The organism is Thermomonas sp. XSG (assembly GCF_014678725.1).
Classification (GTDB): Bacteria; Pseudomonadota; Gammaproteobacteria; order Xanthomonadales; family Xanthomonadaceae; genus Thermomonas.
Map to the genome: position 1 here is coordinate 1505837 of NZ_CP061497.1, position 23996 is coordinate 1529832.

The 23996-nt window shown below is 70.4% G+C and carries 24 protein-coding genes; 10 read left to right on the forward strand and 14 right to left on the reverse strand.

The window, feature by feature from the left end; genetic code table 11:
• Position 1: 1 nt before the first annotated feature.
• From ICG51_RS07040 to ICG51_RS07075, 8 genes are all read right to left on the reverse strand, one after another.
• On the reverse strand, positions 2–1231 hold the full coding sequence (locus tag ICG51_RS07040; protein ID WP_190282271.1) for a TolC family protein: 1230 nt from the start codon (positions 1229–1231) through the stop codon (positions 2–4).
• A complete protein-coding gene (locus tag ICG51_RS07045; protein WP_190282272.1) occupies positions 1228–1533 on the reverse strand; it encodes a DUF3240 family protein in 306 nt (101 codons plus the stop codon). Before ICG51_RS07045 ends, ICG51_RS07040 begins: the two co-directional genes overlap by 4 nt.
• Positions 1530–4607 (reverse strand): CusA/CzcA family heavy metal efflux RND transporter, encoded by a 3078-nt coding sequence (locus tag ICG51_RS07050; protein WP_190282273.1) that lies wholly within the window; start codon positions 4605–4607, stop codon positions 1530–1532. Before ICG51_RS07050 ends, ICG51_RS07045 begins: the two co-directional genes overlap by 4 nt.
• Positions 4608–4611: 4 nt before the next feature.
• Positions 4612–5712 (reverse strand): efflux RND transporter periplasmic adaptor subunit, encoded by a 1101-nt coding sequence (locus tag ICG51_RS07055; protein WP_190282274.1) that lies wholly within the window; start codon positions 5710–5712, stop codon positions 4612–4614.
• A gap of 98 nt (positions 5713–5810) precedes the next feature.
• Positions 5811–7118 carry a histidine kinase dimerization/phospho-acceptor domain-containing protein gene (locus ICG51_RS07060; protein ID WP_190282275.1) on the reverse strand — a complete coding sequence of 436 codons (1308 nt, stop codon included), beginning with the start codon at positions 7116–7118 and terminating at the stop codon, positions 5811–5813.
• Positions 7119–7134: 16 nt separating this feature from the next.
• Positions 7135–7800 (reverse strand): response regulator transcription factor, encoded by a 666-nt coding sequence (locus ICG51_RS07065; RefSeq protein WP_190282276.1) that lies wholly within the window; start codon positions 7798–7800, stop codon positions 7135–7137.
• Between the two features lie 88 nt (positions 7801–7888).
• Positions 7889–8959 (reverse strand): DUF5694 domain-containing protein, encoded by a 1071-nt coding sequence (locus ICG51_RS07070; protein ID WP_190282277.1) that lies wholly within the window; start codon positions 8957–8959, stop codon positions 7889–7891.
• 65 nt (positions 8960–9024) lie between these two features.
• Entirely contained in the window at positions 9025–10194 is a 1170-nt protein-coding gene (locus ICG51_RS07075) for a class I SAM-dependent rRNA methyltransferase (protein ID WP_190282278.1), read from the reverse strand.
• A 227-nt stretch (positions 10195–10421) separates the two neighbouring features.
• On the opposite strand from ICG51_RS07075, the gene ICG51_RS07080 reads away from it, so the two are divergent.
• Positions 10422–11375, forward strand: coding sequence for a TerC family protein (locus ICG51_RS07080; RefSeq protein WP_190282279.1), 954 nt, complete (start codon positions 10422–10424; stop codon positions 11373–11375).
• Between the two features lie 80 nt (positions 11376–11455).
• Positions 11456–12223, forward strand: coding sequence for a rhomboid family intramembrane serine protease (locus tag ICG51_RS07085; RefSeq protein WP_190282280.1), 768 nt, complete (start codon positions 11456–11458; stop codon positions 12221–12223).
• Positions 12224–12245: 22 nt separating this feature from the next.
• On the opposite strand, the gene ICG51_RS07090 is transcribed toward ICG51_RS07085, so the two are convergent.
• Positions 12246–12890 carry a DUF2238 domain-containing protein gene (locus tag ICG51_RS07090; protein WP_190282281.1) on the reverse strand — a complete coding sequence of 215 codons (645 nt, stop codon included), beginning with the start codon at positions 12888–12890 and terminating at the stop codon, positions 12246–12248.
• Positions 12891–13032: 142 nt separating this feature from the next.
• On the opposite strand from ICG51_RS07090, the gene ICG51_RS07095 reads away from it, so the two are divergent.
• Complete coding sequence (locus ICG51_RS07095) at positions 13033–14043, forward strand: patatin-like phospholipase family protein (RefSeq protein ID WP_190282282.1); 1011 nt, start codon at positions 13033–13035, stop codon at positions 14041–14043.
• A gap of 12 nt (positions 14044–14055) precedes the next feature.
• Here ICG51_RS07095 and ICG51_RS07100 read toward each other — a convergent pair whose 3' ends face one another.
• Genes ICG51_RS07100 through folE form a run of 4 tightly spaced genes read right to left on the reverse strand, consistent with a single transcriptional unit; the run spans position 14056 to position 16210 of the window.
• Positions 14056–14484: a DUF2231 domain-containing protein gene (locus ICG51_RS07100; RefSeq protein WP_190282283.1), complete on the reverse strand. Its 429-nt coding sequence runs from the start codon at positions 14482–14484 to the stop codon at positions 14056–14058.
• Positions 14481–14807, reverse strand: a complete 327-nt coding sequence (locus ICG51_RS07105) for a hypothetical protein (protein WP_223809552.1) — start codon at positions 14805–14807, stop codon at positions 14481–14483. Before ICG51_RS07105 ends, ICG51_RS07100 begins: the two co-directional genes overlap by 4 nt.
• A 55-nt stretch (positions 14808–14862) precedes the next feature.
• Entirely contained in the window at positions 14863–15573 is a 711-nt protein-coding gene (locus tag ICG51_RS07110; protein WP_190282284.1) for an RNA polymerase sigma factor, read from the reverse strand.
• 13 nt (positions 15574–15586) lie between these two features.
• Positions 15587–16210 (reverse strand): GTP cyclohydrolase I FolE, encoded by a 624-nt coding sequence (gene folE, locus ICG51_RS07115; RefSeq protein ID WP_190282285.1) that lies wholly within the window; start codon positions 16208–16210, stop codon positions 15587–15589.
• Between the two features lie 128 nt (positions 16211–16338).
• Between folE and ICG51_RS07120 the strand changes: the two genes are divergently transcribed.
• Positions 16339–17841 (forward strand): FAD-dependent oxidoreductase, encoded by a 1503-nt coding sequence (locus ICG51_RS07120; RefSeq protein WP_190282286.1) that lies wholly within the window; start codon positions 16339–16341, stop codon positions 17839–17841.
• A 12-nt stretch (positions 17842–17853) separates the two neighbouring features.
• On the opposite strand, the gene ICG51_RS07125 is transcribed toward ICG51_RS07120, so the two are convergent.
• A complete protein-coding gene (locus ICG51_RS07125; protein WP_190282287.1) occupies positions 17854–18336 on the reverse strand; it encodes an Lrp/AsnC family transcriptional regulator in 483 nt (160 codons plus the stop codon).
• A gap of 103 nt (positions 18337–18439) precedes the next feature.
• Here ICG51_RS07125 and phhA point away from each other — a divergent pair, with 103 nt between their 5' ends.
• The 6 genes from phhA (at position 18440) to ICG51_RS07155 (ending at position 23996) form a co-directional block, all read left to right on the forward strand.
• The gene (gene phhA / locus ICG51_RS07130) at positions 18440–19336 is read left to right on the forward strand and encodes a phenylalanine 4-monooxygenase (protein ID WP_223809387.1); all 897 of its coding nucleotides are present in this window, start codon (positions 18440–18442) and stop codon (positions 19334–19336) included.
• A 68-nt stretch (positions 19337–19404) separates the two neighbouring features.
• Positions 19405–19578, forward strand: coding sequence for a DUF1328 family protein (locus tag ICG51_RS07135; RefSeq protein WP_190279726.1), 174 nt, complete (start codon positions 19405–19407; stop codon positions 19576–19578).
• Positions 19579–19678: 100 nt separating this feature from the next.
• The gene (locus ICG51_RS07140) at positions 19679–20701 is read left to right on the forward strand and encodes a class 1 fructose-bisphosphatase (RefSeq protein ID WP_190279727.1); all 1023 of its coding nucleotides are present in this window, start codon (positions 19679–19681) and stop codon (positions 20699–20701) included.
• Between the two features lie 98 nt (positions 20702–20799).
• Positions 20800–22614 (forward strand): SLC13 family permease, encoded by a 1815-nt coding sequence (locus ICG51_RS07145; RefSeq protein WP_190279728.1) that lies wholly within the window; start codon positions 20800–20802, stop codon positions 22612–22614.
• Positions 22615–22639: 25 nt separating this feature from the next.
• Positions 22640–23503, forward strand: coding sequence for a pirin family protein (locus ICG51_RS07150; RefSeq protein ID WP_190279729.1), 864 nt, complete (start codon positions 22640–22642; stop codon positions 23501–23503).
• An 88-nt stretch (positions 23504–23591) separates the two neighbouring features.
• Complete coding sequence (locus ICG51_RS07155; RefSeq protein ID WP_190279730.1) at positions 23592–23996, forward strand: hypothetical protein; 405 nt, start codon at positions 23592–23594, stop codon at positions 23994–23996.

Below are 23996 nucleotides of genomic sequence, written 5' to 3' on the forward strand. Positions count from 1 at the left end.
GCTACTCGTCATGCCAGAGGTCGTGCGCGTCCACCAGCACCCGCAGCCGCGCCCGCTCGGCATCGGCCCGGGCATCGGCCTCGGCGGCGGCGATCTGGGTGTGCTGACGCTGCACGAGCAGCCATTCGGCCACCGCCACCTCGCCCAGTTCCCAGCCTCGCTTGACGCGTTTCAGCGCCGCCTCGCTGGCGTCGAGTGCATCGCGCTGGGCCTGCCACTGCGCCGCCAGCGTGGCGGCCGCGGTCACCGTCACTACCGCTTCGCGGCTGATGTCGCGGCGCATGCTGGCGACGTCGCCGTGCACGGCGGCGGCCTGGGCGGACTCCGCCTGCGCATTGGCCGCGCGGTAGCGACCGCCCAGCGGAATGCTCAGGACCAGGCCGTTGACCTGCTCGGCGCCGCCGCGCTCGTCCAGGCGGCGGAACCCGAGGACGGGATCGGCGATGCGTTCGGCGCGGGCGCGCGCGGCGCGCGCGTCGGCCTGTTCGGCATCGGCGGCCAGCGCGCCGATCTCATGGCTGCGCGCGATGATCCGGTCGATCCACGCCTGCGGCGTCTCCGGCAGCGCCAGCGGCGGGTCCACTGCAGGCGCGCTGGCGGGGATCGGCAGGCCCGGGAAATCGCTGTGCATGGCCTCGCGGGTCGAATGCAGCGCCGCCTGCGCGGCCAGCAGGCGCGCCTGCGCCTGGGCGCGCTCGACGTCGATCAGATCCAGGTCCTTGCGCGAGGATTCACCCAGTTCCACCCGCCGCGCCAACCCGCTGCGCTCCCGCTCCAGCAGGGCGGAGGTCGCCTCCGCGGTGCGCAGGTGCTCCGCCGCACGCAGCCAGTCCATCCAGTCATCCAGCATGCGCCGCGCGCCCTGGTGACGGGCATCGTCCAATCGCAGTTCCGCCGCCACCACGCCGGCATCGCCGATGCGGCGGTCCAGCGCTGCCTTGCCGGGCAATCGAATGGCGCGACTGAGGGTGAATTCGGATTCCGAAAAGCGCTGCCGGCCGCCCAGCTCGTCGGTACTGCGCCGCTGCGCCACCGCATCCAGCTGGAATTCGTGCGGCCCGGCCGCGAGGGCGCCGGCGCGCGCACGCGCCGCCTCCACCCGCGCGCGCGCCGCGACCACATCCGGCTGGATGTCGATAGCCTCGTGCACCACGGCATGCGGGGGCAGCCACTGCTGCGCCTGCGCACCGAGACTGCAGGCGCCCAACAGGATCACGAACAGTCGTTTCATCCCAGTCTCCCCATCGCCAGCACCGGCTCGATCCACCAGCGCACTTCCTGCGCGTCCACCTGCCCGCGCAGCGCCGCCAGAACGGTGTCCACCTGCGCCCGCGGCAGCAGCATCCACAGCACCCGCCGTTGCACCCGGCCGTGCACCTGCTCCGCGGCCGAGGCGGTGCTGAAGTCGCTGGAATGGCCTTCGGCCTGCAGCAGGGTGAAGCCGGGCAGGCCGGCCCCGGCCACCAAGGCTTCGGTCAGCGCGGTTTCCAGCCGCGGCGGGAACACCAGGCTCAATCGCACCAGATCGTTCATGCGCGCTCCTTCGAGGGTTCGATGCCATAGCGCTGGTACAGGATCGGCAGCAACAGCAGGGTCAGCGCGGTGGAGGTCACCAGTCCGCCGATCACCACGATGGCGAGCGGGCGCTGGATCTCGGAACCAGGCCCGCTGGCCAGCAGCAGCGGCACCAGTCCCAGTGCGGTGATGCTGGCGGTCATCAGCACCGGTCGCACCCGCTGCAGCGCGCCGCGCCGCACCACCTCGGCGATCTCCAGCCCGGCGTCGTGCAGCTGGTTGAAGCAAGTCACCAGCACCAGCCCGTTGAGGACGGCGATGCCGAGCAGGGCGATGAAGCCGACCGAGGCCGGCACCGACAGGTACTCGCCCGACAGCCACAGCGCCATCAGCCCGCCGACCAGCGCGAACGGGATGTTGCCGAGGATCAGCAGCGCCTGCCGCAGAGAGCCGAAGCTCAGGAACAGCACCACGAAGATCGCCGCCAGCGCGATCGGCACCACCAGGCCCAGCCTTGCGGCGGCGCGCTGCTGGTTCTCGAACTGGCCGCCCCATTCCATCCGGTAGCCGGGCGGCAGCTTGACCGCGGTGGCCAGCGCCGCCTTCGCTTCCTCGACGAAGCCGACCAGGTCGCGGCCGTCCACGTTCGACTGCACCAGCGCATAGCGCGACCCCTGTTCGCGGCCCACCTTGACCGGGCCGTTGCCGGCCTTGAGGGTGGCGATCGCGGACAGCGGGATGTCGCCGCCGCTGGGCAGGGCAACGCGCAGGGTGCGGAAGCGCTGCGCCGACATCCGCACCTCGTCGCCGCCGCGCACCAGGATCGGCGTGCGCCGTCCGGGTTCGATCACGGTGCCGGCTGGCATGCCGTCGATCTGCGCGCGCAGCTCGTCCTGCACGTCGGCCACCGCCAGTCCGTTGCGGCCGGCCGCCACCGGGTCGACCACCACCTGCAGGTAGTCCACACCCTCGGTGGTCTGGGTGAGGATGTCCTGCGCGCCGGGCACCTTCTCCAGCGCGACCGCGGTCTGGTGCGCCAGCGTGCCGAGGGTGGCAAGGTCGGGGCCGAAGATCTTGATGGCGAGGTCGCCGCGGCTGCCGGTGAGCATTTCCGAGACGCGCATCTCGATCGGCTGGGTGAAGCCGATGTCCATGCCGGGGAAGCCGTGCAGCACCTTGCGGATCTCCTCCGCCAGCCAGGCCTTGTCCGGGTTGCGCCACTGCGCCTTGGGCTTGAGCTTGAGGAACATGTCGGTTTCGTTCAGGCCCATCGGGTCCAGGCCCAGTTCGTCCGAACCCACCCGCGCCACCACGTGGTCGACTTCCGGCACCTTCGCCTTGATCGCACGTCCGACCGCCAGGTCCAGCTCGGCGGAACGCTGCAGCGAGATCGCCGGTGACTTGGCGATCTGCACCAGGATGTCTCCTTCGTCCATGGTCGGCATGAAGCTCTTGCCGACCCCGAGGTAGGCCGCCACGCCCAGCACCAGCGCCACCACCGCCGGCAGCAGGGCGCGCCTGGGCCGCGCCAGCACGGCGTCCAGCAGCGGCCGGTAGATGCGGTCCACCTGGCGCATCAGCCACGGCGTGTGTTCCACGTGCGAACGCAGCAGGAACGAGGCCAGCACCGGGATCAGGGTCAGCGACAGCAGCAGCGAGGCGCCCAGCGCAAACACGATCGTCAATGCCACCGGCCCGAACAGCTTGCCCTCCAGCCCTTCCAGGGTCAGCAGCGGCAGGAAGGTCAGGGCGATGATCAGCATGCCCGCGGCCACCGGCGTGGCCACCTCGCGGGTGGCGTCGAACACCCGGTGCAGCCGCGGCAGGTGCGCGCCGCGTGCATCCGGCTGCAGGCGGGTCACGGTGTTCTCCACCACCACCACCGCCGCGTCCACCAGCATGCCGATGGCGATCGCCAGTCCGCCCAGGCTCATCAGGTTGGCGCTCTGGCCGGTCAGCTGCATCAGCAGGAAGGTGAACAGCGCCGCCAGCGGCAGCATCAGCGACACCACCAGCGCCGCGCGCAGTTCGCCCAGGAACAGCAGCAGCAGCACCACCACCAGCACGGTGGCTTCCAGCAGCGCGTTGCGCACCGTGGCCACCGCGCGCTCGATCAGCTCGCTGCGGTTGTAGAAGGGGACGATCTTGACTCCCGGCGGCAGGCTGGAGGCCAGCGACTGCAGCCGCGCCTCGGCCGCATGCACCAGCTTGGAAGCGTCCACGCCGCGCAGCGCCACGACAATGCCCTGCACCGCCTCGCCCTTGCCGTCGCGGGTCACCGCGCCATAGCGGGTCATCGCCTCGGTGCGCACGCGCGCCACGTCGCGCACCCGCACCGGCGGCATGCCGGGCTTGAGCACCACGTTGCCGATGTCGTCGGCATTCGCCAGCGCGCCTTCCACGCGCACGATCAGCGCGTTCTCGCCGGCCTGCAGGCGACCGGCGCCGTCGTTGCGGTTGTTGCGCTCCAGCGCCTGCACCAGGTCGTCCAGTTGCAGGCCGTTGGCCAGCAGGCGGGCACGGTCCGGCACCACCACGAAGGCGCGCGCGTGGCCGCCCAGCACGTTGACGTCGGCCACCCCGGGCACCGTGCGCAGGGCCGGACGGATGGTCCAGTCGAGCAGGGTGCGCTTTTCCTGCAGGTCCAGGCCGCCGCCCTCGATGGTGAACATCAGCACGTCCGACAGCGGCGTGGCGATCGGCGCCAACCCGCCGCCGACGCCTGCCGGCAGCACGTCGACGACGTTGCCGTAGCGCTCCGCCACCTGCTGGCGCGCCCAGTAGATGTCGGTGCCTTCCTTGAAGTCCAGGGTGATGTCGGCGATCGCGTACTTTGCGGTCGAACGCAGCATCACCGCGTCGGGCACGCCCAGCAGCTCCATCTCCAGCGGCGCCACCACCCGGCTTTCCACTTCCTCCGGGGTCATGCCCGGCGCCTTCAGGATCAGCTTGACCTGGGTGGGCGAAATGTCGGGGTAGGCATCGATGGGCAGCTGCAGGTAGGCGCGCAGGCCGAAGCCGGCCAGCACCAGCACCGCCAGCAGCACCATCAGGCGCTGGCGCAGGGAAAACGCGATCAGCCGTTGCAGCATGGGCCTACTCCGCCGCCGTCAGGGTCTTGAGCAGGTTGGCGCCGGCGCTCGCCACCGGCAGCCCGGCGCTCAGCCCTTCGCCGGTGACGATGGCGTGGCGCCCGTCGCCGCCCAGCAGGCGCACCGGCAGGCCGCGCCAGGCATCGCCTTCGAGCACGAACAGCAGGTGGCCATCGCCGTCCTGCAGCAGCGCGCCCACGGGCACCGCCACCGCGCCGGCGGGGGCCGGCAGCTGCAGGGTCACGTCCAGCTGCTGGCCCGGCAGCAACCCGCTGCCGGCAGCCAACTGCGCGCGCACGCGCAGGCTCTGGGCGCCGGCGTCGGCGTCGCCACCCACCGCCGCCACGCTTGCCGTGGCGCCGCCGGGCAGCGCCACCGGCTGGCCGACGCGCAGCTGCGTCGCCAGTTCCACCGGCACCGCGAATTCCAGGTCCAGGCGGTCGTCGCTGGCGAGGGTGAAGGCCGCGGCCAACGCTTCCAGCGCCTGTCCCGGCGCCACCTGCCTGTGCACCACACGGCCGGCCTGCGGGGCCAGCAGTTCGAACTCGCCGGCCGCGCCGCCGCTGGGCCGCAGCTGCGCCAGCGAAGCACCGGCCTGCTGCAGGCTGGCGCTGGCCACCTGTGCCCGCGCCCGGCTTTCCTGCGCGCGCGCGGCCGGTATCAGCCCTTCGCGTTGCAGCAGCGCGTCGCGCTGGGCCTGCTGCGCCGCCAGCCCGGATTCGGCGCGGGCCCTGGCGTAGTCGGCCTGCACCGCCACCAGCTCGCGACTCTGCACCCGCAGCATCGGCTGGCCGCGGCGCACGGTCTCGCCTTCGTCCACCAGCACCCGCGTCACCACCCCGGCGTACGGCATGGTCACCTGCGCACTGGAGGCCAGCGGCACCGTGACCTCGGCCGGCAGGCCGGTGACCGGCACGCTGTCGGCAGCCACCGCCGGGGTGCGCTGGATGCCGAGGTTGGCGGTCTGCGCGGCGCTCAGGCGGATCCGGCCCTGGGCGTCGGCCTGCGGGGCGGCTTCCGTTGGCGCGGCGTCGTTGGAGGAGCCGCAGGCGGTGAGCGCCAGCAGCGCGGAGGTCAGGAGAAGAACGGCGGGGAGACGGCGCATGGCGATGACGGAGTCAGGCGGATGACCGAAGTCTGAATACGCAAGCTTTCGCCACGCTTAAGGAGCGCCGGAACGCCCACCGGCTGGCCGAACCGCTTCTACAGCGCCGGGATCGGCCCCAGCGCGGCCTGCAGCTCGCCGCCTTCGAGGGTGAACCGCAGCTGCAGGCCCAGCGCAGTGGCCATCGCCCGCGCCAGCGCCAGCCCCAGGCCGGCGTGGCGCGGGTCGGTGTCGCGGCCGCCGCGCCAGTGACGTTCGCCGAAGCGGACCAGATCACCTTCGGCCAGCCGGGAGGCACGGTTGCGCAGCTGCAGCCACCAGCCCTGCGGCGTCCGCGCCAGCGCCAGTTGCACCGGCACGTCGGGATCTCCGTATTCCAGCGCGTTCTGCAGCAGGTTGCTGGCCACCCGCTCCAGCATCCCCGCATCGCAGACCACCCAGGCCTCTACCGGCAGCTGCAGGCGCAGCCGGTCGGCCGGCCAGCCATTGCCGGCCAGCTGCCGCAGCAGCGCCGCCAGATCCAGCGGATCGGCCTGCGGCGCTTCCTGCCCGGATTCGAAGCGGGCCAGCGCCAGCAACGCCTCGATGCCGCGCTGCATGCGCGCATTGGTGTCGCGCACGCTGGCCAAGGCCTGGCGCAGCGTGGCCGGATCATCGTGGCGCTGCGCCAGTTCGGTGACCGCGGCGATTTCCGCCACTGGCGTGCGCAGCTCGTGGGCCACGCTGCGGGAGAAGCTGCGCTCGCGCCCGGCCATTTCCCAGGACTGGCGCAGTGCCTCGTGGGCGGCCTCGACGAACGGCTGCAGTTCGCGTGGGCTGCTCGCCAGCAGGCCGGGTTCCGGCGGACCGTCGTGCGGCAACCGCCGCGCCTCGCGCGCCATGTGCACGAAAGCCTGACGCACCAGCAGCAGGCACAGCAGCACCGCCGCGGCGATCGCCGCCAGCGTGCCGGCCAGCAGCACGCCGTGCATGCGCTGTTCGGTGCGGTCCCAGCTCTCGCGCTCGGTGGCCATCACCAGCCGGCCACCGGCAAACCGGCCAGCGGCCAGCGGCAGCACCCGGTAGCGCCCGGCATGGCCGTCCGGCAGCAGGGTGTCGCCACGCACGCTGGCCGGCAGGCGCAGCGCGCCCTCGCCGCTGTTCATCGAGGCGGCGCGCAGCCGCCCACCGGCGTCGTAGATGGCGAAGAAATCGGTGTGGCCGGCGATGTCCCAGGCCGGCAGGATGTGCGCACGCGGGTCGTCGTCCACCTGCAGCTGCTGCGCCAGCGCGGACGCACGCGCTTCCAGGAACTGGTCCAGCTGGCGGAACATCGCCCGGTCCACCAGCACGTCCAGCACCAGGAACAGACCGCCCAGCAGCAGGCCGATCGCCAGCACCAGCTGCCACAGCAGGCGGGTGCGCAACGACCATCCGCGCGGCCTATTCGATGACATAGCCGAAGCCGCGGCGGGTGTGGATGGGATCGGGCGCGCCGGCCCTGGCCAGCTTGCCGCGCAGGGTACTCAGGATCACTTCCACCACCTTGTCCGAGGATTCGCTGGCGCTGTCGTACAGGCGGTCGAAGATCGCCGGCCGCGACAGCACCTTGCCGCGCTCGCGCAGCAGCAGTTCCAGCAGCGCGTATTCCTTCGGTGACAACTGCAGGTCGACGCCCCGCCAACGCGCGCGGCGGGCGCCGGTGTCCACCTGCAGGCCATCCAGCTCCAGCACGGTGTCACCGCCGTCGCGCGCGCGCCGCGCCAGTGCGCGCACGCGCGCCTGCAGTTCGTCCAGTGCAAAGGGTTTCACCAGGTAGTCGTCGGCGCCGGCGTCCAGCGCCGCCACCCGGTCGGCGACGGTGTCGCGCGCCGACAGCATCAGCACCCGCGCGCGCGCGCCGGAACCACGCAGCGCCCTCAGCACCTGCAGGCCGTCGCGCCGCGGCAGCATCCAGTCCAGCACCAGCAGGTCGTAGTCATGGCCGGCGAGGAAGGCGATGGCCTGCTCGCCATCACCGGCGTGGTCGCAGGCATGACCATCCTGCTCCAGCGTGGTCTGCAGGCTGGCGGCCAGGGTCGGCGAATCCTCGACGATCAGCAGGCGCATCGCCGCCGCATCCGGGGGAATTGGTGCATGGGGCTCCTTCGCATGCCGCCGGTCCTGCCGCGCATGCTAACGCCCCGACCACCCCCGGTCAGCGCAACACCTGCTCCGCGTCGACCATTTCCACGCCCTGCGTCATGCCCAGCAGGGCATCGAACCACGGCTTGTGCGAGGCGCCGACCACCGCCAGCACGCGCGCACCCGGGCGCTCGCGGAAGGCCGCGACCAGGTGGCCGAGCATGTGCAGGTTGCGCGCGTCCCAGCCGGCCACGTACTGGCGGCCGAAACGCTGCGGCGACGGATCGCGCAGTGCCTGGCCGAAGTCCGCCTCCACGGTGGGCTGCAGGTAGTCCGGTGCGTTGATCGCCCGATAGGTGCCGAGCAGGTCGCCGCGCGCGCGCAGCCCGGCGATGCGTTCCTGCGCCTGTTTCGCTGTCTCGCTGGCACCCGCCCACGCCTGCCGGATCGCCTTCTCGAAACCTCCTTCGTCGCGGATGTCCAGGTTGTCGCCGACGTGGTCATCCACCGCATGCAGGCGCTGCAGGCCGAGGCGCGCGGCAAGTCGCGCCGCGAGCTGGTAGTTCTCGTTGGGGTTGGCCTCGCGCTTGCGCAGGTCCTGCACCAGCGCCTCGCCGAGGCCGTCGCCGGTCCGGCGCTCGACCTCCGGCAGCTGCCACCACTGCACCACTGCCGATGCCGGTTCACCGACCGCCAGGAAGACCGATGCCAGGCGCCTGCGCTGCGCGGGCGTCGGCTGCGCCGGCCAGTCCCGCAGCGCCGCATCCATCGCGTCCAGCGCAGCCGGGCCGTCCAGCCCGGTGGCGGCACGGGCGGCCGCCACGTCCGGGCAGTAGTCCATGACCTGCCGGTAGATCGCGCGCCGGCGCAGCAGCTCGCAGGTTTCGCCGGACAGGGCCTCGATGGTGATGATCCCGGGCCGGTAGGCGGCCAGCCGCTGCAGCACCGGTTCCAAGGTCGCGGGATCGAACGCGGCCGCCCCGCCCTGCGAAAGATGCACCGACCCCAGCACCAACACCCGGGTCGGCGGGCCGGGCATCGCCGCATCCAGCGCCGACAGGTCCACCCGCTGCGCCGCCGCCGGCGCGCTACCCACGCCAGCCAATGCCAGCGCCAGCAGCGCCGCCGTGATCCGTCCCGTCATCTGTCGCCCCGCGTGGTTGGAGATGCGGGGTGCGATGCGCGTAACGCCGCCAGGGTTGAAAGGCGTCAGTCCAGCACGCGGCAGAACACCGCCTTCAGGTAGCGCGATTCCGGCACCTGCGCCAGCCAGGGGTGGTCCGGGCCGGCGCCGGCCACCTTGAGCACCTGCACCGTGCGCCCGGCGTAGAACGCGGCGCGGCGCAGCATATCGAGGAACTGATCCTCGCTGACCAGGCCGGTGCAGCTGAAGGTGGCGAACAGCCCGCCGGGCTTGACCACGCCCAGCGCCAGCTTGTTCATGTCGAGGTACTTCTTCAGCGCGTTGATGACCTGCTCGCGGTCGCGGGTCATCTTGGCCGGGTCGAGGATGACCACGTCGAACTGTTCGCCGGCCGCCGCCGCATCGCGCAGCCACGGGAAGATGTCGGCCTGCACGAAGCGCGGCTTGACGTGGTTGAGGTAGGCGTTCTGCCGGGCCAGCTCGATCACTGCCGGGTCGATGTCGATCCCCACCACTTCACTGGCGCCGCGCGCCGCCGCGTACACGCCGAAACCGCCGGTGTTGCAGCACAGGTCGAGCACGCGCTTGCCTGCCACCTGCTGGCTCAGCCAATCGCGGTTCTCGCGCTGGTCGGCGAAGAAGCCGGTCTTGTGCGCACCGGCCGGATCGGCGCGGAACTTGATGCCGTGTTCGGTGACGATGGCCGGCTCGGTGCCCTGGGTGTCCTTGTAGTCGAAGCTTTCCTGCTTCTGCACGTGCTCGTCGGCGAAGCTGTGGAAGCGGCAGCCGGGGAAGTGCTCGCGCAGCGCATCGAAGATGATGCTGCGGTGGCGCCACGCGCCGGCGCTGAAGAACTCGACCACGATCAGGTCGTCGTAGCGGTCCACCACCAGCCCGCTGATGCCGTCGCCCTCGCTGTGGACCACGCGCCAGGCATTGGAGATCTCGTCCAGCCTGAGGATCTCGCGGCGCAGCTGGATCGCCTCGCCGATCTTGCGCACGAACCAGGCGGCGTCCACCGCCACGTCGGGGTCGCGCTCCAGCATGCGCAGGGCGATCCGCGAGTGGCCGTTGTAGAAGCCGCGGCCGATCCAGGTGCCGTCCACCCCGACCACATCCACAATACTGCCGGGCTTGGGCCGCTGCGCGGGCTTCTCCACCAGCCGCTGGAAGATCCACGGGTGGGTGGAATTCCAGGCGTTCTTGAGCTGGACGACGGGCAGGGGTTCGGCCATGGTGGCATTCACGCGGTTTTACGGGGGTCTGCTATTGTCTCCCAAGAAGGGGAGTAACTCCGCGTGCGGTCGTCGTCATTACGGATCGGTTGGCCTCCAACCCTGATCCCGGCGCCGCAGCTGGCCAGCCGCCAGTGAGTGAGACCTTCGCCATCCGGCGAAGCGCGCTCCCTTTCCATGCGTCCCTGCATGGACGCCTCCGCCGGTCGCAAGGCGCGGAGCTCTCAATGGAAACGATCGGAACCCCTCTTTTGTGGCTGGCATTCGGCGGCGTGGTGATCATCGCCCTGCTGGCCGACCTGGTGCTGATGCGGCATGGCGGACCGCACAAGGTCAGCTTCAAGGAAGCCGCCTGGTGGAGCATCGGCTGGGTGGCGCTGGCGCTGGCCTTCAACGGCTGGCTGTGGTGGTACACCGGGCAGCGCTTCGGCGCGCAGGCCGGAACCGACATCGGCATGGAATTCCTGACCGGCTATCTGGTCGAGAAGGCGCTGGCGGTCGATAACATCTTCGTGTTCCTGATGCTGTTCAACTATTTCGCGGTGCCGGAGATGCAGCGCCAGCGCGCGCTGGTGATCGGCATCATCGGCGCCATCGTGCTGCGCGCGATCCTGATCTTCGCCGGCGCGCTGCTGCTGTCGAAGTTCCACTGGGTGCTCTACGTGTTCGGCGCCTTCCTGCTGTTCACCGGCATCAAAATGTGGCGCGCCGCCGGCCAGGAGCCCGACCTGGAATCCAACCCGGTGCTGCGCTGGCTGACCGGGCACATCCCGTTCCTGCGCCGCTACCACGGCAGCGCGCTTTGGGTAGGCCAAGGCCGCCGCCGCAAGTTCACCCCGCTGTTCATCGTCATCGTGATGCTGGGCATCACCGACGTGATCTTCGCGGTGGATTCGATCCCGGCGATCTTCGCCATCACCACCGACCCGTTCATCGTGCTGACCTCCAACGTGTTCGCCGTGCTGGGGCTGCGCGCGATGTTCTTCCTGCTGCAGGGCATGGCCGACCGCTTCCACCTGCTGCCCTACGGGCTGGCGCTGGTGCTGGTGTTCATCGGCATGAAGATGCTGCTGATCGATGTCTACAAGCTGCCGATCCTGCTGTCGCTGGGCACGGTGGCGGTGATCATCGGCAGCACCATCGCCCTCAGCCTGCTGCGGCCGGCGAAGCCGCACGCCTGACGGCGGCAGGGCGGGCGCGCGCCGGGGAAGCCCGGACGCGCCCGGGTTGCAATCGGCCGTCGCCCCCCCACCTCGGTGTGATGTCCACCATCACCGACCACCAGCACCAGAGCGACCGCGGCCGGGTGCGTCGCGCGCTGAATGCCAGCCTCGCCGGGGCGCTGCTGCTGTGGCTGTGCTTCGCCGCGCAGCAGGGCTTCGACTGGCGCTTCCTGGCGGTGGTGCCGCAGTCGGCCGCGGGGCTTGCGGGCCTGCTGACCGCGCCGCTGCTGCATGGCTCGGTGGCGCACGTGCTGGCCAATACCACCGCGCTGCTGCTGCTCGGCACGCTGGCCGGCACCGTCTATCCGAAGGCCAGCCTGCGCGCGCTGCCGCTGCTGTGGCTGGGCGCAGGACTGGGCGCGTGGCTGCTGGGCCAGCCCGGTTCGCATCACCTCGGCGCCAGCGGCATCACCCATGGGCTGGGTTTCCTGGTGTTCGTGCTGGGCCTGCTGCGGCGCGACCGTGCGGCGATCGCCGCCGGCATGATCGCGTTCCTGTTCTACGGCGGCATGCTGATGAGCGTGCTGCCGCGCGAAGCCGGCGTGTCATGGGAATCGCACCTGGGCGGCGCGCTGGCCGGCATCGTCTCCGCCTTCCTGTTCCGCCGCAGCGACCCGCAGCCGGCGCGGCAGAAATACAGCTGGGAGCTGGAGGAAGAGTTCGAGGCCGAACAAGCCCGCCGCAAGGCCGAAGACGGTTTCGGCACCTTCGAGACCCGCGCGCCCGACGACGTGCCGGTGCTGTGGCAGCGCGAGACGCCGACGGAAGCACGCGGCCAGGTGTTGCCGTTCCGGCGTCGCGAGTGACGGCGCGGATGCAGCGCCGGCGCTATTTGCCGGCCAGCACCGCCGAGCCCAGTTGGCGGTCGTGCCAGCGCGACAACAGCAGCAGCGACGTGGCCGCACCGCACAGGCACAGGAACATGTCCCACTGGGTGTCCCACTGGTCGCCCTGGGTGGCGAGGAAGGCGTCGGCATCGGCGCCGTAGATCAGCGCGGCCCACCATTCAATCAACTCGAAGAACGCCGAGAAGCTCAGGCAGGCGGCGAGCACCAGATAGACCAGCCAACCGCCGCGGCGCAGCGGCGTCAACCGCAGCAACAGTTCGCGGGCGAGGATGGCCGGCACAAAGCCCTGCATCCAGTGGCCCAGCCGATCCCAGGGATTGCGCTCGGTGCCCAGCAACTCCTGCAGCCAGAACCCGCCCGGGGTCAGCGAATAGGTGTAGGCACCGCCGTGGATCAGCACTAGCGCGTGCAGCGCCAGCAACCAGCACAGCAGCCGGGTCAACGGGAAACGCTGCCAGCGCCAGGCCACCAGTGCCAGCCCGACCATGGCCCAGATCACCTCCAGCAACCAGGTCAGGCGGTCGCTGGTGATGGCGAACGAGATCGCCAGTGCAGCCAGTACGCCGCCGGCCAGCAGCCAGCGTTCGATGCGTGAGGGCGGGACGGCGATGGGCTGGTGGGACATCGTGGTTTCCGAAGGCGACGACGGCGGGATTATGGCGGTCAGCCCCGCCTGCGCGGGGATGACGCGCAGGAATGGCCGCGGTTCGGCTGGCGTTGCGGCATTCGCCGCTAAGCTGCGCGCTTCCCGGTTATCCAATGATCCGATGCGCGTCTTTACTGCCGTCCTTGCCTGCACGCTCCTTGCCGCTTGCGCCAGCGCACCGCCTGCACCTGCGGTCGCGCCGTCCAGCGCACCGGTCGCCGTCGCGCCGATCAGGGTGGGGCTGGCGCTGGGCGGCGGCGCTGCCAAGGGCTTTGCCCACATCGGTGTGATCAAGATGCTGGAAGCCAATGGCATCAAGCCGGTGGTGGTGTCGGGCACCAGCGCCGGCAGCGTGGTCGGCGCGCTGTACGCCAGCGGCATGGATGCCTACGCGCTGCAGCAGAAGGCGGTGGCGCTGGACGAAGCCAGCATCCGCGACGTCAGCCTGTTCTCGGGCGGCGTGGTGAAGGGCCAGAAGCTGCAGGACTATGTCAACGCGCAGCTGGGCGAACGCACCTTCGAGAAGCTGAAGAAGCCGCTGGCGGTGGTTGCCACCCGGCTGGAAGACGGCCAGCGCACGGTGTTCGTGCGCGGCAACGTCGGCCAGGCGGTGCGCGCGTCCAGCTCGATCCCCGGCGTGTTCGAGGCGGTCGGCATCGGCAAGCACCACTACGTCGATGGCGGCGTGGTCAGCCCGGTGCCGGTGGACGCCGCGCGCGACCTCGGGGCCGACTTCGTGGTGGCGGTGGACATCAGCAGCAAGGCCAGCGGCGCGGCGGATCCGTCCAGCATGCTCGGCAACGTCAACCGCAGCATCGCGATCATGGGCCAGAAGCTGGGCGCGGCCGAACTGGCACGCGCGGACGTGGTGATCCGCCCCAGCGTCAACGACATCGGCGCTACCGATTTCGCGCAGAAGAACCGCGCCATCCTCGAGGGCGAGCGCGCCGCGCAGGCGGCGCTGCCGCAGATCCGCGCCAGGATCGCCGCGCTGCAGGCGCAGCGACTGGCACAGGCCCGCCAGGCCGTGGAAACGAAGGCGGCGCAGCAGCGCGAAGCCGAACGCAAGGCGCGCTGCGCGCAGCAGACCGGCCTGCTGGACAGGCTCCGCCGCGACGCGGACTGCAAATGATCGTGCCGGGGGTTACGCCCCCCGCGTGGTGACGCCTACGCCGTAGCCGTACACCAGCTTGCCGCCCAGCCAGCCGGTGGCCAGCAGCGAAAGCAAGCCAGCGCCGCCAAGCGCCAGCGCCCAGGTGCCGGGCGGTACCGGCTGCTGGTCGTGCAGGCGCAGGAACGCGCTGCCGGCGTACAGGCACCAGGTGGCCAGCGCCAGGCCCATATGCGCATTGGCGGTACGGCCGGCCGGGTGCTCGGGCGGCAGCTTGAGCAGCTCCAGGAACCCTGCCAGCGCCGCCAGCAATCCGGATACGCAGCCCAGCACAGTCAGCACGAACGCCAGTGGCCACAGCCACGGCGGCGCCCAGAGCAGGCCGACGACATCCGCCACCGTAGCCAGCGACCAGCAGGCCACCGGGAAATGCACCACGGCGGGATGGATGGGATGGCTCATTGCATCACCACCGCCGCGATCAGCAGCAGCGCCCCGGTCACCGCGAAACCGGCATGGGTCAGCACCACCCGCTTGAGCGCCACCCGCTTGCCGTAGTGGATCGACGCCAGATGGAAACCGAACAGGGCGGCCACCAGGAAGCTGCACAACGCCACCACCGGCAAAGTACCGATGCCATCGCCGGTCAGGATGGCGGCCACCAGCAGGATCAGGCCACTGGCACCCAGCAAGGCGTGCAGCAGCGACACGGCCCACGGCGCCAGCTTCCCGCGCAGCACGTACGAGGCCAGCACCAGGCCGCCACAGGCGCCCACCAGGAACACGATCTAGGCATACAGCAACATTCCACACCCCATTGTTGATTGGACATCAAAGACATCAAGCCTGCGTGCGGGGCAGTGCCGCGATCCGCGCCATCACCACGTCGGTCATGCGCGCGCAGCGCGCGCCCATGAACTGGAACGCGTCCACCCGTGCCGCCGAGACGCGGCTGGCCAGCACCTCGCGCAGCTGGCGACGGGCGCGATGCAGGCGGGTTTTCACGGTTTCCTGGCGGATCTCCAGGGCGCTTGCGGTTTCTTCCACCGAGCAGCCTTCCACGTCGCGCAGCACGTACACCAGCCGGAACGCTTCCGGCAGTTCATCCACCGCCTGTTCCAGCAGCCGGCGCAGCTGCGCGCGCGCCGCTTCCTCGGCGGGGTCCTCGCCCAGCACGTGCCCAGGAAACGCAATCAGCTGCGCCGCCACCGGCGCGCCCCTGTTGATATCGTCGATGTCCACGCTGTCGCGCCTCCGGCGCAGGCGACCATAGGCTTCATTGAGGGCGATGCGGGTCAGCCAGGTCGCCAGCGACGCTTCGCCCCGGAAGCTGCCCAGCTTTTCGTAGCCGTGCACGTAGGCTTCCTGCACCACGTCCTCGGCCTCGGCCTCGTTGCGGATGACCCCGCGCACCACCCGGAACATGCGCTGATTGCAGCGCTGCATGATCTGCCGGAACGCATCGCGCTCGCCGCCGAGCACGCAGGCCACCAGCGCGGCATCGTCCAGTGCGGCGTAGTCGCGCGCGGCGCCTGCTGCAATCGTGTTCATTGCGCCTCTCCCATCACGCCGACAGCGAAGCGAGGATATCGCTGCGCCACGGCTCCCGTTCGAACGCGCCCAGCAACCGCCGCGTCACCATCGCGCTGCCGTGCACGTGCACCCCGCGGCTGGTCATGCAGCCGTGGCTGGCGCGGATCACCACCGCCACCCCGCGCGGCTGCAGTTCGCGCTGCAGGGCGTCGGCGATTTCCACCGTCAGCCGCTCCTGGATCTGCAGCCGCCGCGCATACGCATCCACCAGCCGCGCCAGCTTGGACAGGCCCACCACGTGTTCGCCCGGCAGGTAGGCGAGATGCGCCACGCCGGTGATCGGCGCCATGTGGTGTTCGCAGGTGCTGTGCAGCGGGATGTCGCGCAGCAACACGACGTCGTCGTAGCCCGAACGCTCGAAGCGGCGGCCGAGGATCCTCGCCGGGTCCTTGGCATAGCCACCGAACCATTCCTCGTAGGCGCGCACCACCCGTGCCGGGGTGTCGTGCAGGCCCGCACGCAGCGGGTCGTCGCCGGCCCAGCGGATCAGCGTGCGCACCGCCGCTTCGGCCTCCGCACGACTGGGGCTGGGCGTTCCGGCAGCAGTGTCGTTTGCATCGAAAACCAGCGGCACGGTGGCAAGCGGGTTCAGCATGGCGGGGCATTCCAGGGGGGTCTTGCCTCGGCAGATGCAGCGGCGCGAATAAGGTTCCCGGGAACCTGGCGGCTCCTGCTGCATCAGTGGAGCAGGATTCCCCCGTCGACAGGACAACGGAGCGCGACATGGCACAGGCTGCAGTTCTTTCCGGTCCGGACTTCACCGCCGGCGTGGCGCTGGCGTCCATCCCCGCAGATGGCGTGCTGCTGGGCCACGTCGGCGCAACCGCGGTGCTGCTGGCGCTGGTGGATCGCAGGCCACACGCGGTCTCCGCCAGCTGCACCCACTACGGCGGGCCGCTGGGCGAAGGGCTGCGGGTGGGCGATGAAATCCGCTGCCCCTGGCACCACGCCTGCTTCAGCCTGCGCAGCGGCAAGGCGGTGCGGGCACCGGCATTCGCACCGCTGGACTGCTGGAAAGTGAAAGTGGAGGGCGACCGCGTGTTCGTGCGCGGCGAGCAGGTCGCGGCCGAGGCCGAAGCCGGGCCCGTGGCGTCTGCGCTGCAGGACGTCCTCATCGTCGGCGGCGGCGCGGCCGGTTTCGCCTGCGCCCAACGCCTGCGCGAGCGCGGCTTCGCCGGCCGCATCACCCTGCTCAGCGAAGACAGCGCACCGCCGGTGGACCGGCCCAACCTGTCCAAGGACTATCTGGCAGGCAGCGCACCGGCCGAGTGGATTCCGCTGCAGCCGCCCGCCTACTACCGCGAGCACGGCATCGACCTGCATCTGGATTGCGCGGTGACGGCGCTCGACCTTCGGGAGCGCCGCGTGACCACCCGCGCCGGCCAGCGCTTCGGCTACGACGCACTGCTGCTGGCCACCGGCGCCGAGGCCGCGCGCATCCCGCTGCCGCGCTTCGACCTACCCAACGTGTTCACCCTGCGCAGCCTGGCCGATGCCGACGCGCTGATCCGCGGCATCGCCGATGCCGGCACCATCGCCGTGATCGGCTCCGGCTTCATCGGCATGGAAGCCGCCTCCGCGCTGCGCGCACGCGGGCTGGCGGTGCACGTGGTGACGCCGGAAGCGCTGCCGCTGGAACGCAGCCTCGGCGCCCGGCTGGCGCAGCACCTGCTCGATTTGCACCGCAGCCACGGCGTGCGGTTCCACCTGCAGACCCAGGCCGAGCATTTCGACGGCCACAACCTGCGGTTGGCCAACGGCGACACCCTGGCCGTGGACGCGCTGCTGGTGGGCATCGGCGTGCGCCCGCGGATCCAGCTGGCCGATGCCGCCGGGCTGCGGATCGAAAACGGCATCGTGGTCGACGACCGCCTGCGCACCGCGGCCGCCGGGGTGTATGCCGCGGGCGATGTGGCCCGCTATCCGCACGCCGGCGGGATGGCGCGGGTCGAGCACTGGGTGCACGCGCAGCGGCAGGGCCAGTGCGTGGCCGACAACATGCTGGGTGACGACCGCGCGTTCGATGACCCCCCGTTCTTCTGGACCCACCACTACGGCACCGACCTGCGCTACCTCGGCCACGGCAGCGGTTGGAACCGGATCGAAGTGGACGGCGATCCCGCCGCCCATGACTGCTTGGCGCGCTACTACCGCGACGATGTGCTGGTGGCGGCAGCAGCCATTGGCCGCGACCGCGACCTGCTGGCGCTGCAGGCGCAGCTGTAGCGCCGCGCCAACTCAGCCGGCGTCCGCCTCCAGCGGCAGCGCCTGCGCGCGCTTGACCGTGCGCAGCACGAAGCTGGAGTTGACGTCGTCCACCTCCGCCTGCGCCAGCAGCTTGTCCAGCAGGAAGCGCGAGAAATGCTCCAGGTTGCGCACCACCACGTGCAGCAGGTAGTCCATGTCGCCGGTCAAGGCATGGCAGGCCACCACTTCCGGCCAGGCGTTGACCTGGCGGGCGAAGCTGTCGATGCGCTCGGCGTCGTGGCTCTTCAACTGCACCCGCACGAACGCCTGCAGGCCCAACCCCAGCCGCTCGGGATCGACCTCGGCGCGGTAGCCGACGATCACCCCCTCACGCTCAAGCCGCTGCACCCGCCGCAGGCAGGCCGAGGCCGACAGGTGCACCCGTTCGGCCAGCTCCGCGTTGGTCTGGCGTCCCGCCCGCTGCAGCTCGGCGAGCAGGGTCAGATCGATCCGATCCAGGGTGATACCGGTCATTTCTTCCAATCATGCGAGTCATGACGCTGGAATATTGCGCTACTGTCCGCATGCGATGCAATTTTGCATACATCTTGCGTAGCGTTGCACCTACCCTTGGGGGATGACCACAGCCGCCCCCGCCATGTCCGCACAGCCGCAGCCACGCCGCCTCGAAAGCATCCAGACCGACCGCGGTTCGGTGCCGGTCTATGCCACCGGCACGGTGGAACAGCCGTGGGACAGCTATAGCGACGACGACCACGACGTCTGGCGCCAGTTGTATGCGCGCCAGCAGGCCCTGCTGCCCGGTCGCGCCTGCGACGCCTTCCTGCAGGCGCAGGCGCGGATGCGGATGCCGCCGGACCGGATTCCGAAGTTCTCCGACCTCAACGCGATCCTCGGCGCCGCCACCGGCTGGCAGATCGTGGCGGTAGAAGGACTGCTGCCGGAACACGACTTCTTCACCCATCTCGCCAACCGCCGCTTCCCGGTCAGCTGGTGGATCCGCCGCGCCGACCAGATCGACTACATCGAAGAACCCGACCTGTTCCACGACCTGTTCGGCCACGTGCCGCTGCTGATGGACCCGATGTTCGCCGACTACCTGCAGGCCTACGGCGAGGGCGGGGTGAAGGCGCACGGCTTCGGTCCCGAGGCGCTGATGCAGCTGGCGCGGCTGTACTGGTACACGGTGGAATTCGGCCTGATCCGGCAGCAGGACGGGCTGCGCATCTACGGCGCCGGCATCGTCAGCTCGAAGGGCGAATCGATCCACTGCCTGGAATCGGCGTCGCCGAACCGGATCGGCTTCGATCTGGAGCGGGTGATGCGCACCCGCTACCGCATCGACAGCTACCAGAAGACCTATTTCGTCATCGACAGCTTCGAGCAGCTGATGGACGCCACCCGGCCGGATTTCGCGCCGCTCTACGCACGCCTGGCCGGGGAGGCCGAGTATCCGCCGGAAGCGGTGCTGGTTTCCGATCGCGTCCTGCACGCGGGCACCCAGGCCGACTGACTGTTCACGGTGGCTGCACGCCACCGTCGCCATGGTGACGGCGTGTTCACTGTTGCGGAGTCGACGCCATGCTGAAGTGGGCCCTGATTTTCGCCGTGATCGGCCTGATCGCCGGTGCGCTCGGTTTCGGCGGCATCGCCGGCGGCGCGTTCGGGATCGCCAAGTTTCTGTTCTGGGCCGCGATCATCATCGCGGTGGTGCTGTTCCTCTTGGGCGTGACGATCTTCAGGAAGGTGACCTGACTTCCGGCGTCCCGCGCGCCACGGGTCATCCCGCGGCCATGCCGCCCACCCGCCGACTTCGGCGACAATATGTCCCCCGTCTCCGCACAAGGGCGTCGCCGTGTCGCATCCGCACATCTCCCTGACCCGCTTCCTGATCGAAGAACAGCGGGCCGGCCGCGTCAATGCGGAGCTGCGCCTGCTGGTCGAAGTGGTGGCGCGCGCCTGCAAGACCATCTCCATCGCCGTGGGCAAGGGCGCGCTGGGCGGCGTGCTGGGCGAGGCCGGCACCGGCAACATCCAGGGCGAGGCGCAGAAGAAGCTCGACGTGATCGCCAACGACGTGCTGCTGGAAGCCAACGCCTGGGGCGGCCATCTGGCTGGGCTGGCGTCCGAGGAAATGGACCACAGCATGCCGATCCCGGATGTGTACCCGCGTGGCAATTTTCTGCTGCTGTTCGATCCGCTGGACGGCAGCTCCAACATCGACGTCAACGTCTCGGTGGGCACCATCTTCTCGGTGCTGCGCTGCCCGGAGGGCGTGACCACCCCCGCCGATGAAGACTTCCTGCAGCCGGGCACCGAGCAGGTCGCGGCCGGCTACTGCGTGTACGGCCCGCAGACCACGCTGGTACTGACCGTCGGCCACGGCACCCATGCCTTCACCCTCGACCGCGAGGTCGGCAGCTTCCTCCTGACCACCCGCGGCATGCGCATCCCGGAGGAGACGAAGGAATTCGCCGTCAACGCCTCCAACCAGCGCTTCTGGGAAGCGCCGATGCAGGCCTACGTCGGCGACCTGCTGGCCGGCAAGGACGGCCCGCGCGGCAAGGACTTCAACATGCGCTGGATCGCCTCGATGGTGGCCGACGTGCACCGCATCCTGACCCGCGGCGGCATCTTCAGCTACCCGCTGGACAGCAAGTGCGCGCCCAAGGGCGGCAAGCTGCGGCTGATGTACGAGGCCAACCCGATGAGTTTCCTGGTAGAGCAGGCCGGCGGTGCCGCCAGCACCGGCCGGGCGCGCATGCTGGAAGTGCAGCCCACCGGCCTGCACATGCGGGTACCGGTGTTCCTGGGCTCGAAGGCGGAAGTGGAGGCTGCGGTGTCCTACCACCGCAGCCACGACGCCGGCGCGGCCTGACCGGGCAGGGCGGGCAGTGGCCCGCCCAGAATGCTTTCTGCGCTCGCCATTCCCCGGCGTGATGCGGCACTTCCCCGCGACTTCGGCAGAATGCGCCCATGCACCTTGATCCCCACCTGTGGTCCCAGCTCGCCTTCGGCCTGATCCTGGCCGGCGGGCTGTACCTGTTCATCAGCGAGCGGCTGCGGGTCGACGTGACCGCCATGCTGATCCTGCTGGCGCTGGTGCTGACCGGGGTGCTGGACGGCAAGCAGGCGCTGTCGGGCTTTTCCAGCGAGCCGGCGATCATCGTCGCCGCGGTATTCGTGATCTCGGGCGCACTTGGCGCCACCGGCATCAGCGAGCGCCTCGGCAGCTGGGTGGAGCGTGCCTCCGGCGAGCACGAGTGGCGCACCATCGCGGTGGTGATGCCGCTGGTGGCGCTGCTGGCCTCCTTCACCCACCACGTGATGGTCACCGCGATGATGTTGCCGCTGCTGCTGCGGCACGCGCGCAACCGCCGCCTGCCGGCTTCGCGACTGCTGATGCCGATGTCGCTGGCGGCTTCGCTGGGCACCACCCTGACGCTGTTCAGCGCGCCCGCCTTCCTGCTGGCCAACGACATGCTGGAGCGTGCGGGCAACGAAGGCCTGGGGATCTTCTCGATCACCCCGATCGGTATTGCGCTGGTGCTGGTGGGCACCGCGTACATGCTGCTGACCCGCTGGCTGCTGCCCAAGCGCAGCGGCGAGCAGAACGACGACGACTACCTGCGCCTGGACCGCTACCGCACCGAGCTGGTGGTGGTGAAGGACGGCCACTGGTGCACACGGCCTCTGGCGGAACTGCAGAAGGCGCTGGGCGAGCGCTTCCGCCTGCTCGGCTGGCTGCGCGACGGCGAGCGCCGCGACGACCTCGGCGCCAGCAGCCCGCTGCTGGCTGGCGACGTGCTGCTGGTGGAGGCCGCCGCCGACGAGCTGATGTCGCTGCACGACGACAGCGGCCTGGACATGAACGCGATCGCCCGCTTCGGCAGCTTCGCCGCCGGCGAAGGCCGGCCGCAGCTGGTGCAGGCGGTGGTGGCGCCCGGCTCGGAGTTCATCGGCCGCAGCATCCGCGAGCTGGATTTCGCCCGCCAGTTCCACACCGTGATCGCCGGACTGTGGCGACGCGGCGAGCAGATGGCCGACCGTCTGTCCGATGCGCGCCTGCGCGAAGGCGACCTGCTGGTGCTGTGGGGCCAGCCGGCCCGTTTCAACGAGCTGGCCGCCCACCACGGCTTCCTCATGCTGGTGCCGTTCGCGGGCGAGGCCAAGCGCCGCCTGCGCGCGCCCCTGGCGCTGGCGATCCTCGGCCTGACCGTGCTGGCCGCGGCCACCGAGTGGCTGTCGCCGCCGCTGGCCTTCCTGGCCGGTGCGGTGGCGATGGTGGCCACCCGCTGCGTCGACGTGGAACAGGCCTACCGCGGCATCGACGTGCGCATCTTCGTGATGATCGCCGGCGTCATCCCGCTCGGCATCGCGATGGAGCAGACCGGCACCGCCGCGCTGCTCGCGCAGTGGCTGTCGCATTTCATCGCGCACTGGCCACCGCTGGCGATCCTGCTGGTGATGTTCTCGCTGGCCGCGCTGCTGACCCAGGTGATGAGCGATGCCGCCACCACCGCGCTGCTCGGGCCGATCTCGATCGCCACCGCGCAGGTGCTGGACCTGCCGCCGGCACCGTTCGTGGTGTGCACCGCGCTCGGCGCGGTGGTGGCCTTCCTCACCCCCATCGGCCACCACGGCAACCTGCTGATCCTGCGCCCCGGCCAGTACCGCTTCGGCGACTTCCTGCGCGTGGGCCTGCCGCTGACCGTGCTGATCGCGCTGGTCAGCGCGTGGATGGCGCGTTGGCTGTGGATGGGCGGGCCGCTGCTGCCGGACTTCGGTTGATCGCTTCGCCAACAGGGAGGACGCCATGACCACCTTGATCGCACCGCGCAGCCACGACATCGGCGGGCTGGAAGTCCGCCGCGCCGTGCCCAGCCTGCAGGCACGCAGCGTCGGCCCGTTCGTGTTCGTCGACCACATGGGGCCGGCACTGTTCGAACCCGGCCGCGGCATCGACGTGCGCCCGCATCCGCACATCGGCCTGGCCACCGTGACCTACCTGTGGGCCGGCGCGCTGCGCCATCGCGACACCCTCGGCAGCCTGCAGGACATCCTCCCCGGGGACGTCAACTGGATGACCGCGGGCCGCGGCATCGCCCACTCCGAACGCACTCCGCCGGGTCCGCGCGCGGCGGGCCATGGCCTACACGGCATGCAGACCTGGGTGGCGCTGCCGAAATCGCACGAAGAGACCGCGCCGTCGTTCCACCACCACGAAGCCGCCACCCTGCCGTGGCGCGACCACGCCGGCGCGCGGCTGCGGGTGATCGCCGGGCGTGGCTTCGGGATGGAATCACCGGTGCGGGTGTTCGCCGATACGTTCAACGTCGCCCTCGACCTGGCGGTGGATACCGAGCTGGCAGTCGAAGCGGAAGCGCCGGAACGCGCGCTCTACGTGCTGGAAGGACAGGCCCAATTGGACGGCACCGACATCCCGGAGAAGCACCTGGTGGTGCTCGATCCCGGCGTGCGCCATGTGCTGCGCGCGAAAACCCCGCTGAAGGCGATGCTGTTCGGCGGCGAACCGCTGGATGGCCCGCGCCACATGTGGTGGAACTTCGTCTCCAGTTCGAAGGAGCGCATCGAACAGGCCAAGCAAGACTGGGACAGCGGCGCATTCGGCCTGATCCCCGGCGACGCGCACGACCGGATTCCCCTGCCGGCGCGCTGACTTCCCGGGCGGGCAGCCGCGCCCCGCCGGCCACGCCCCCCGGGCTGCGCCGCCACGTCCACCCCACCACCCAAGCAGGCCAGCCGCGGTGCAATTCCCGACGCTCCGACGCAAACCCTTCGTCCTGTCGCTCGCGGTGGTGGTCGCGGCGCTGCATGTCCTGATCGGACCGGACTACCACGGCCCCGCCCGGCCGTTCGTCTCGGGCTATCTCATGGATCTGGTGCTGCCGTTCTTCCTGGTGCTGCTGCTGGGAGCCGACGAGCGCCTGGCCAGGCTGCCCCATTCCCCGGGTGTTCGCGCGTTGCTGACGTTCCTGGTCGGGGTTGTGACCGAAGTGGCCCAGGCGGCAGGCCTCCCGTTGTTCGGCCGCACGTTCGACCCGATGGACCTGCTGATGTATGCCATCGGCGCGATCGCGGCAATGGCTGTCGAAGGCCTTCTGCTCACACCTCCCGGTCCCGCGACGGCGGATGACGCCCCGGCGCGGTAG

Excerpts from the sequence above, each read along its gene's own strand:
- ICG51_RS07070 (WP_190282277.1), bottom strand. The coding sequence starts at position 8,959 with ATGACGGGACGGATCACGGCGGCGCTGCTGGCGCTGGCATTGGCTGGC.
- ICG51_RS07150 (WP_190279729.1), top strand. The coding sequence starts at position 22,640 with ATGACCACCTTGATCGCACCGCGCAGCCACGACATCGGCGGGCTGGAA.
- ICG51_RS07120 (WP_190282286.1), top strand. The coding sequence starts at position 16,339 with ATGGCACAGGCTGCAGTTCTTTCCGGTCCGGACTTCACCGCCGGCGTG.
- ICG51_RS07100 (WP_190282283.1), bottom strand. The coding sequence starts at position 14,484 with ATGAGCCATCCCATCCATCCCGCCGTGGTGCATTTCCCGGTGGCCTGC.
- ICG51_RS07095 (WP_190282282.1), top strand. The coding sequence starts at position 13,033 with ATGCGCGTCTTTACTGCCGTCCTTGCCTGCACGCTCCTTGCCGCTTGC.
- ICG51_RS07145 (WP_190279728.1), top strand. The coding sequence starts at position 20,800 with ATGCACCTTGATCCCCACCTGTGGTCCCAGCTCGCCTTCGGCCTGATC.
- ICG51_RS07050 (WP_190282273.1), bottom strand. The coding sequence starts at position 4,607 with ATGCTGCAACGGCTGATCGCGTTTTCCCTGCGCCAGCGCCTGATGGTG.
- ICG51_RS07135 (WP_190279726.1), top strand. The coding sequence starts at position 19,405 with ATGCTGAAGTGGGCCCTGATTTTCGCCGTGATCGGCCTGATCGCCGGT.
- ICG51_RS07055 (WP_190282274.1), bottom strand. The coding sequence starts at position 5,712 with ATGCGCCGTCTCCCCGCCGTTCTTCTCCTGACCTCCGCGCTGCTGGCG.
- ICG51_RS07065 (WP_190282276.1), bottom strand. The coding sequence starts at position 7,800 with ATGCGCCTGCTGATCGTCGAGGATTCGCCGACCCTGGCCGCCAGCCTG.
- ICG51_RS07085 (WP_190282280.1), top strand. The coding sequence starts at position 11,456 with ATGTCCACCATCACCGACCACCAGCACCAGAGCGACCGCGGCCGGGTG.
- phhA (WP_223809387.1), top strand. The coding sequence starts at position 18,440 with ATGACCACAGCCGCCCCCGCCATGTCCGCACAGCCGCAGCCACGCCGC.
- ICG51_RS07045 (WP_190282272.1), bottom strand. The coding sequence starts at position 1,533 with ATGAACGATCTGGTGCGATTGAGCCTGGTGTTCCCGCCGCGGCTGGAA.
- ICG51_RS07075 (WP_190282278.1), bottom strand. The coding sequence starts at position 10,194 with ATGGCCGAACCCCTGCCCGTCGTCCAGCTCAAGAACGCCTGGAATTCC.
- ICG51_RS07110 (WP_190282284.1), bottom strand. The coding sequence starts at position 15,573 with ATGAACACGATTGCAGCAGGCGCCGCGCGCGACTACGCCGCACTGGAC.
- ICG51_RS07090 (WP_190282281.1), bottom strand. The coding sequence starts at position 12,890 with ATGTCCCACCAGCCCATCGCCGTCCCGCCCTCACGCATCGAACGCTGG.
- ICG51_RS07040 (WP_190282271.1), bottom strand. The coding sequence starts at position 1,231 with ATGAAACGACTGTTCGTGATCCTGTTGGGCGCCTGCAGTCTCGGTGCG.
- folE (WP_190282285.1), bottom strand. The coding sequence starts at position 16,210 with ATGCTGAACCCGCTTGCCACCGTGCCGCTGGTTTTCGATGCAAACGAC.
- ICG51_RS07125 (WP_190282287.1), bottom strand. The coding sequence starts at position 18,336 with ATGACCGGTATCACCCTGGATCGGATCGATCTGACCCTGCTCGCCGAG.
- ICG51_RS07080 (WP_190282279.1), top strand. The coding sequence starts at position 10,422 with ATGGAAACGATCGGAACCCCTCTTTTGTGGCTGGCATTCGGCGGCGTG.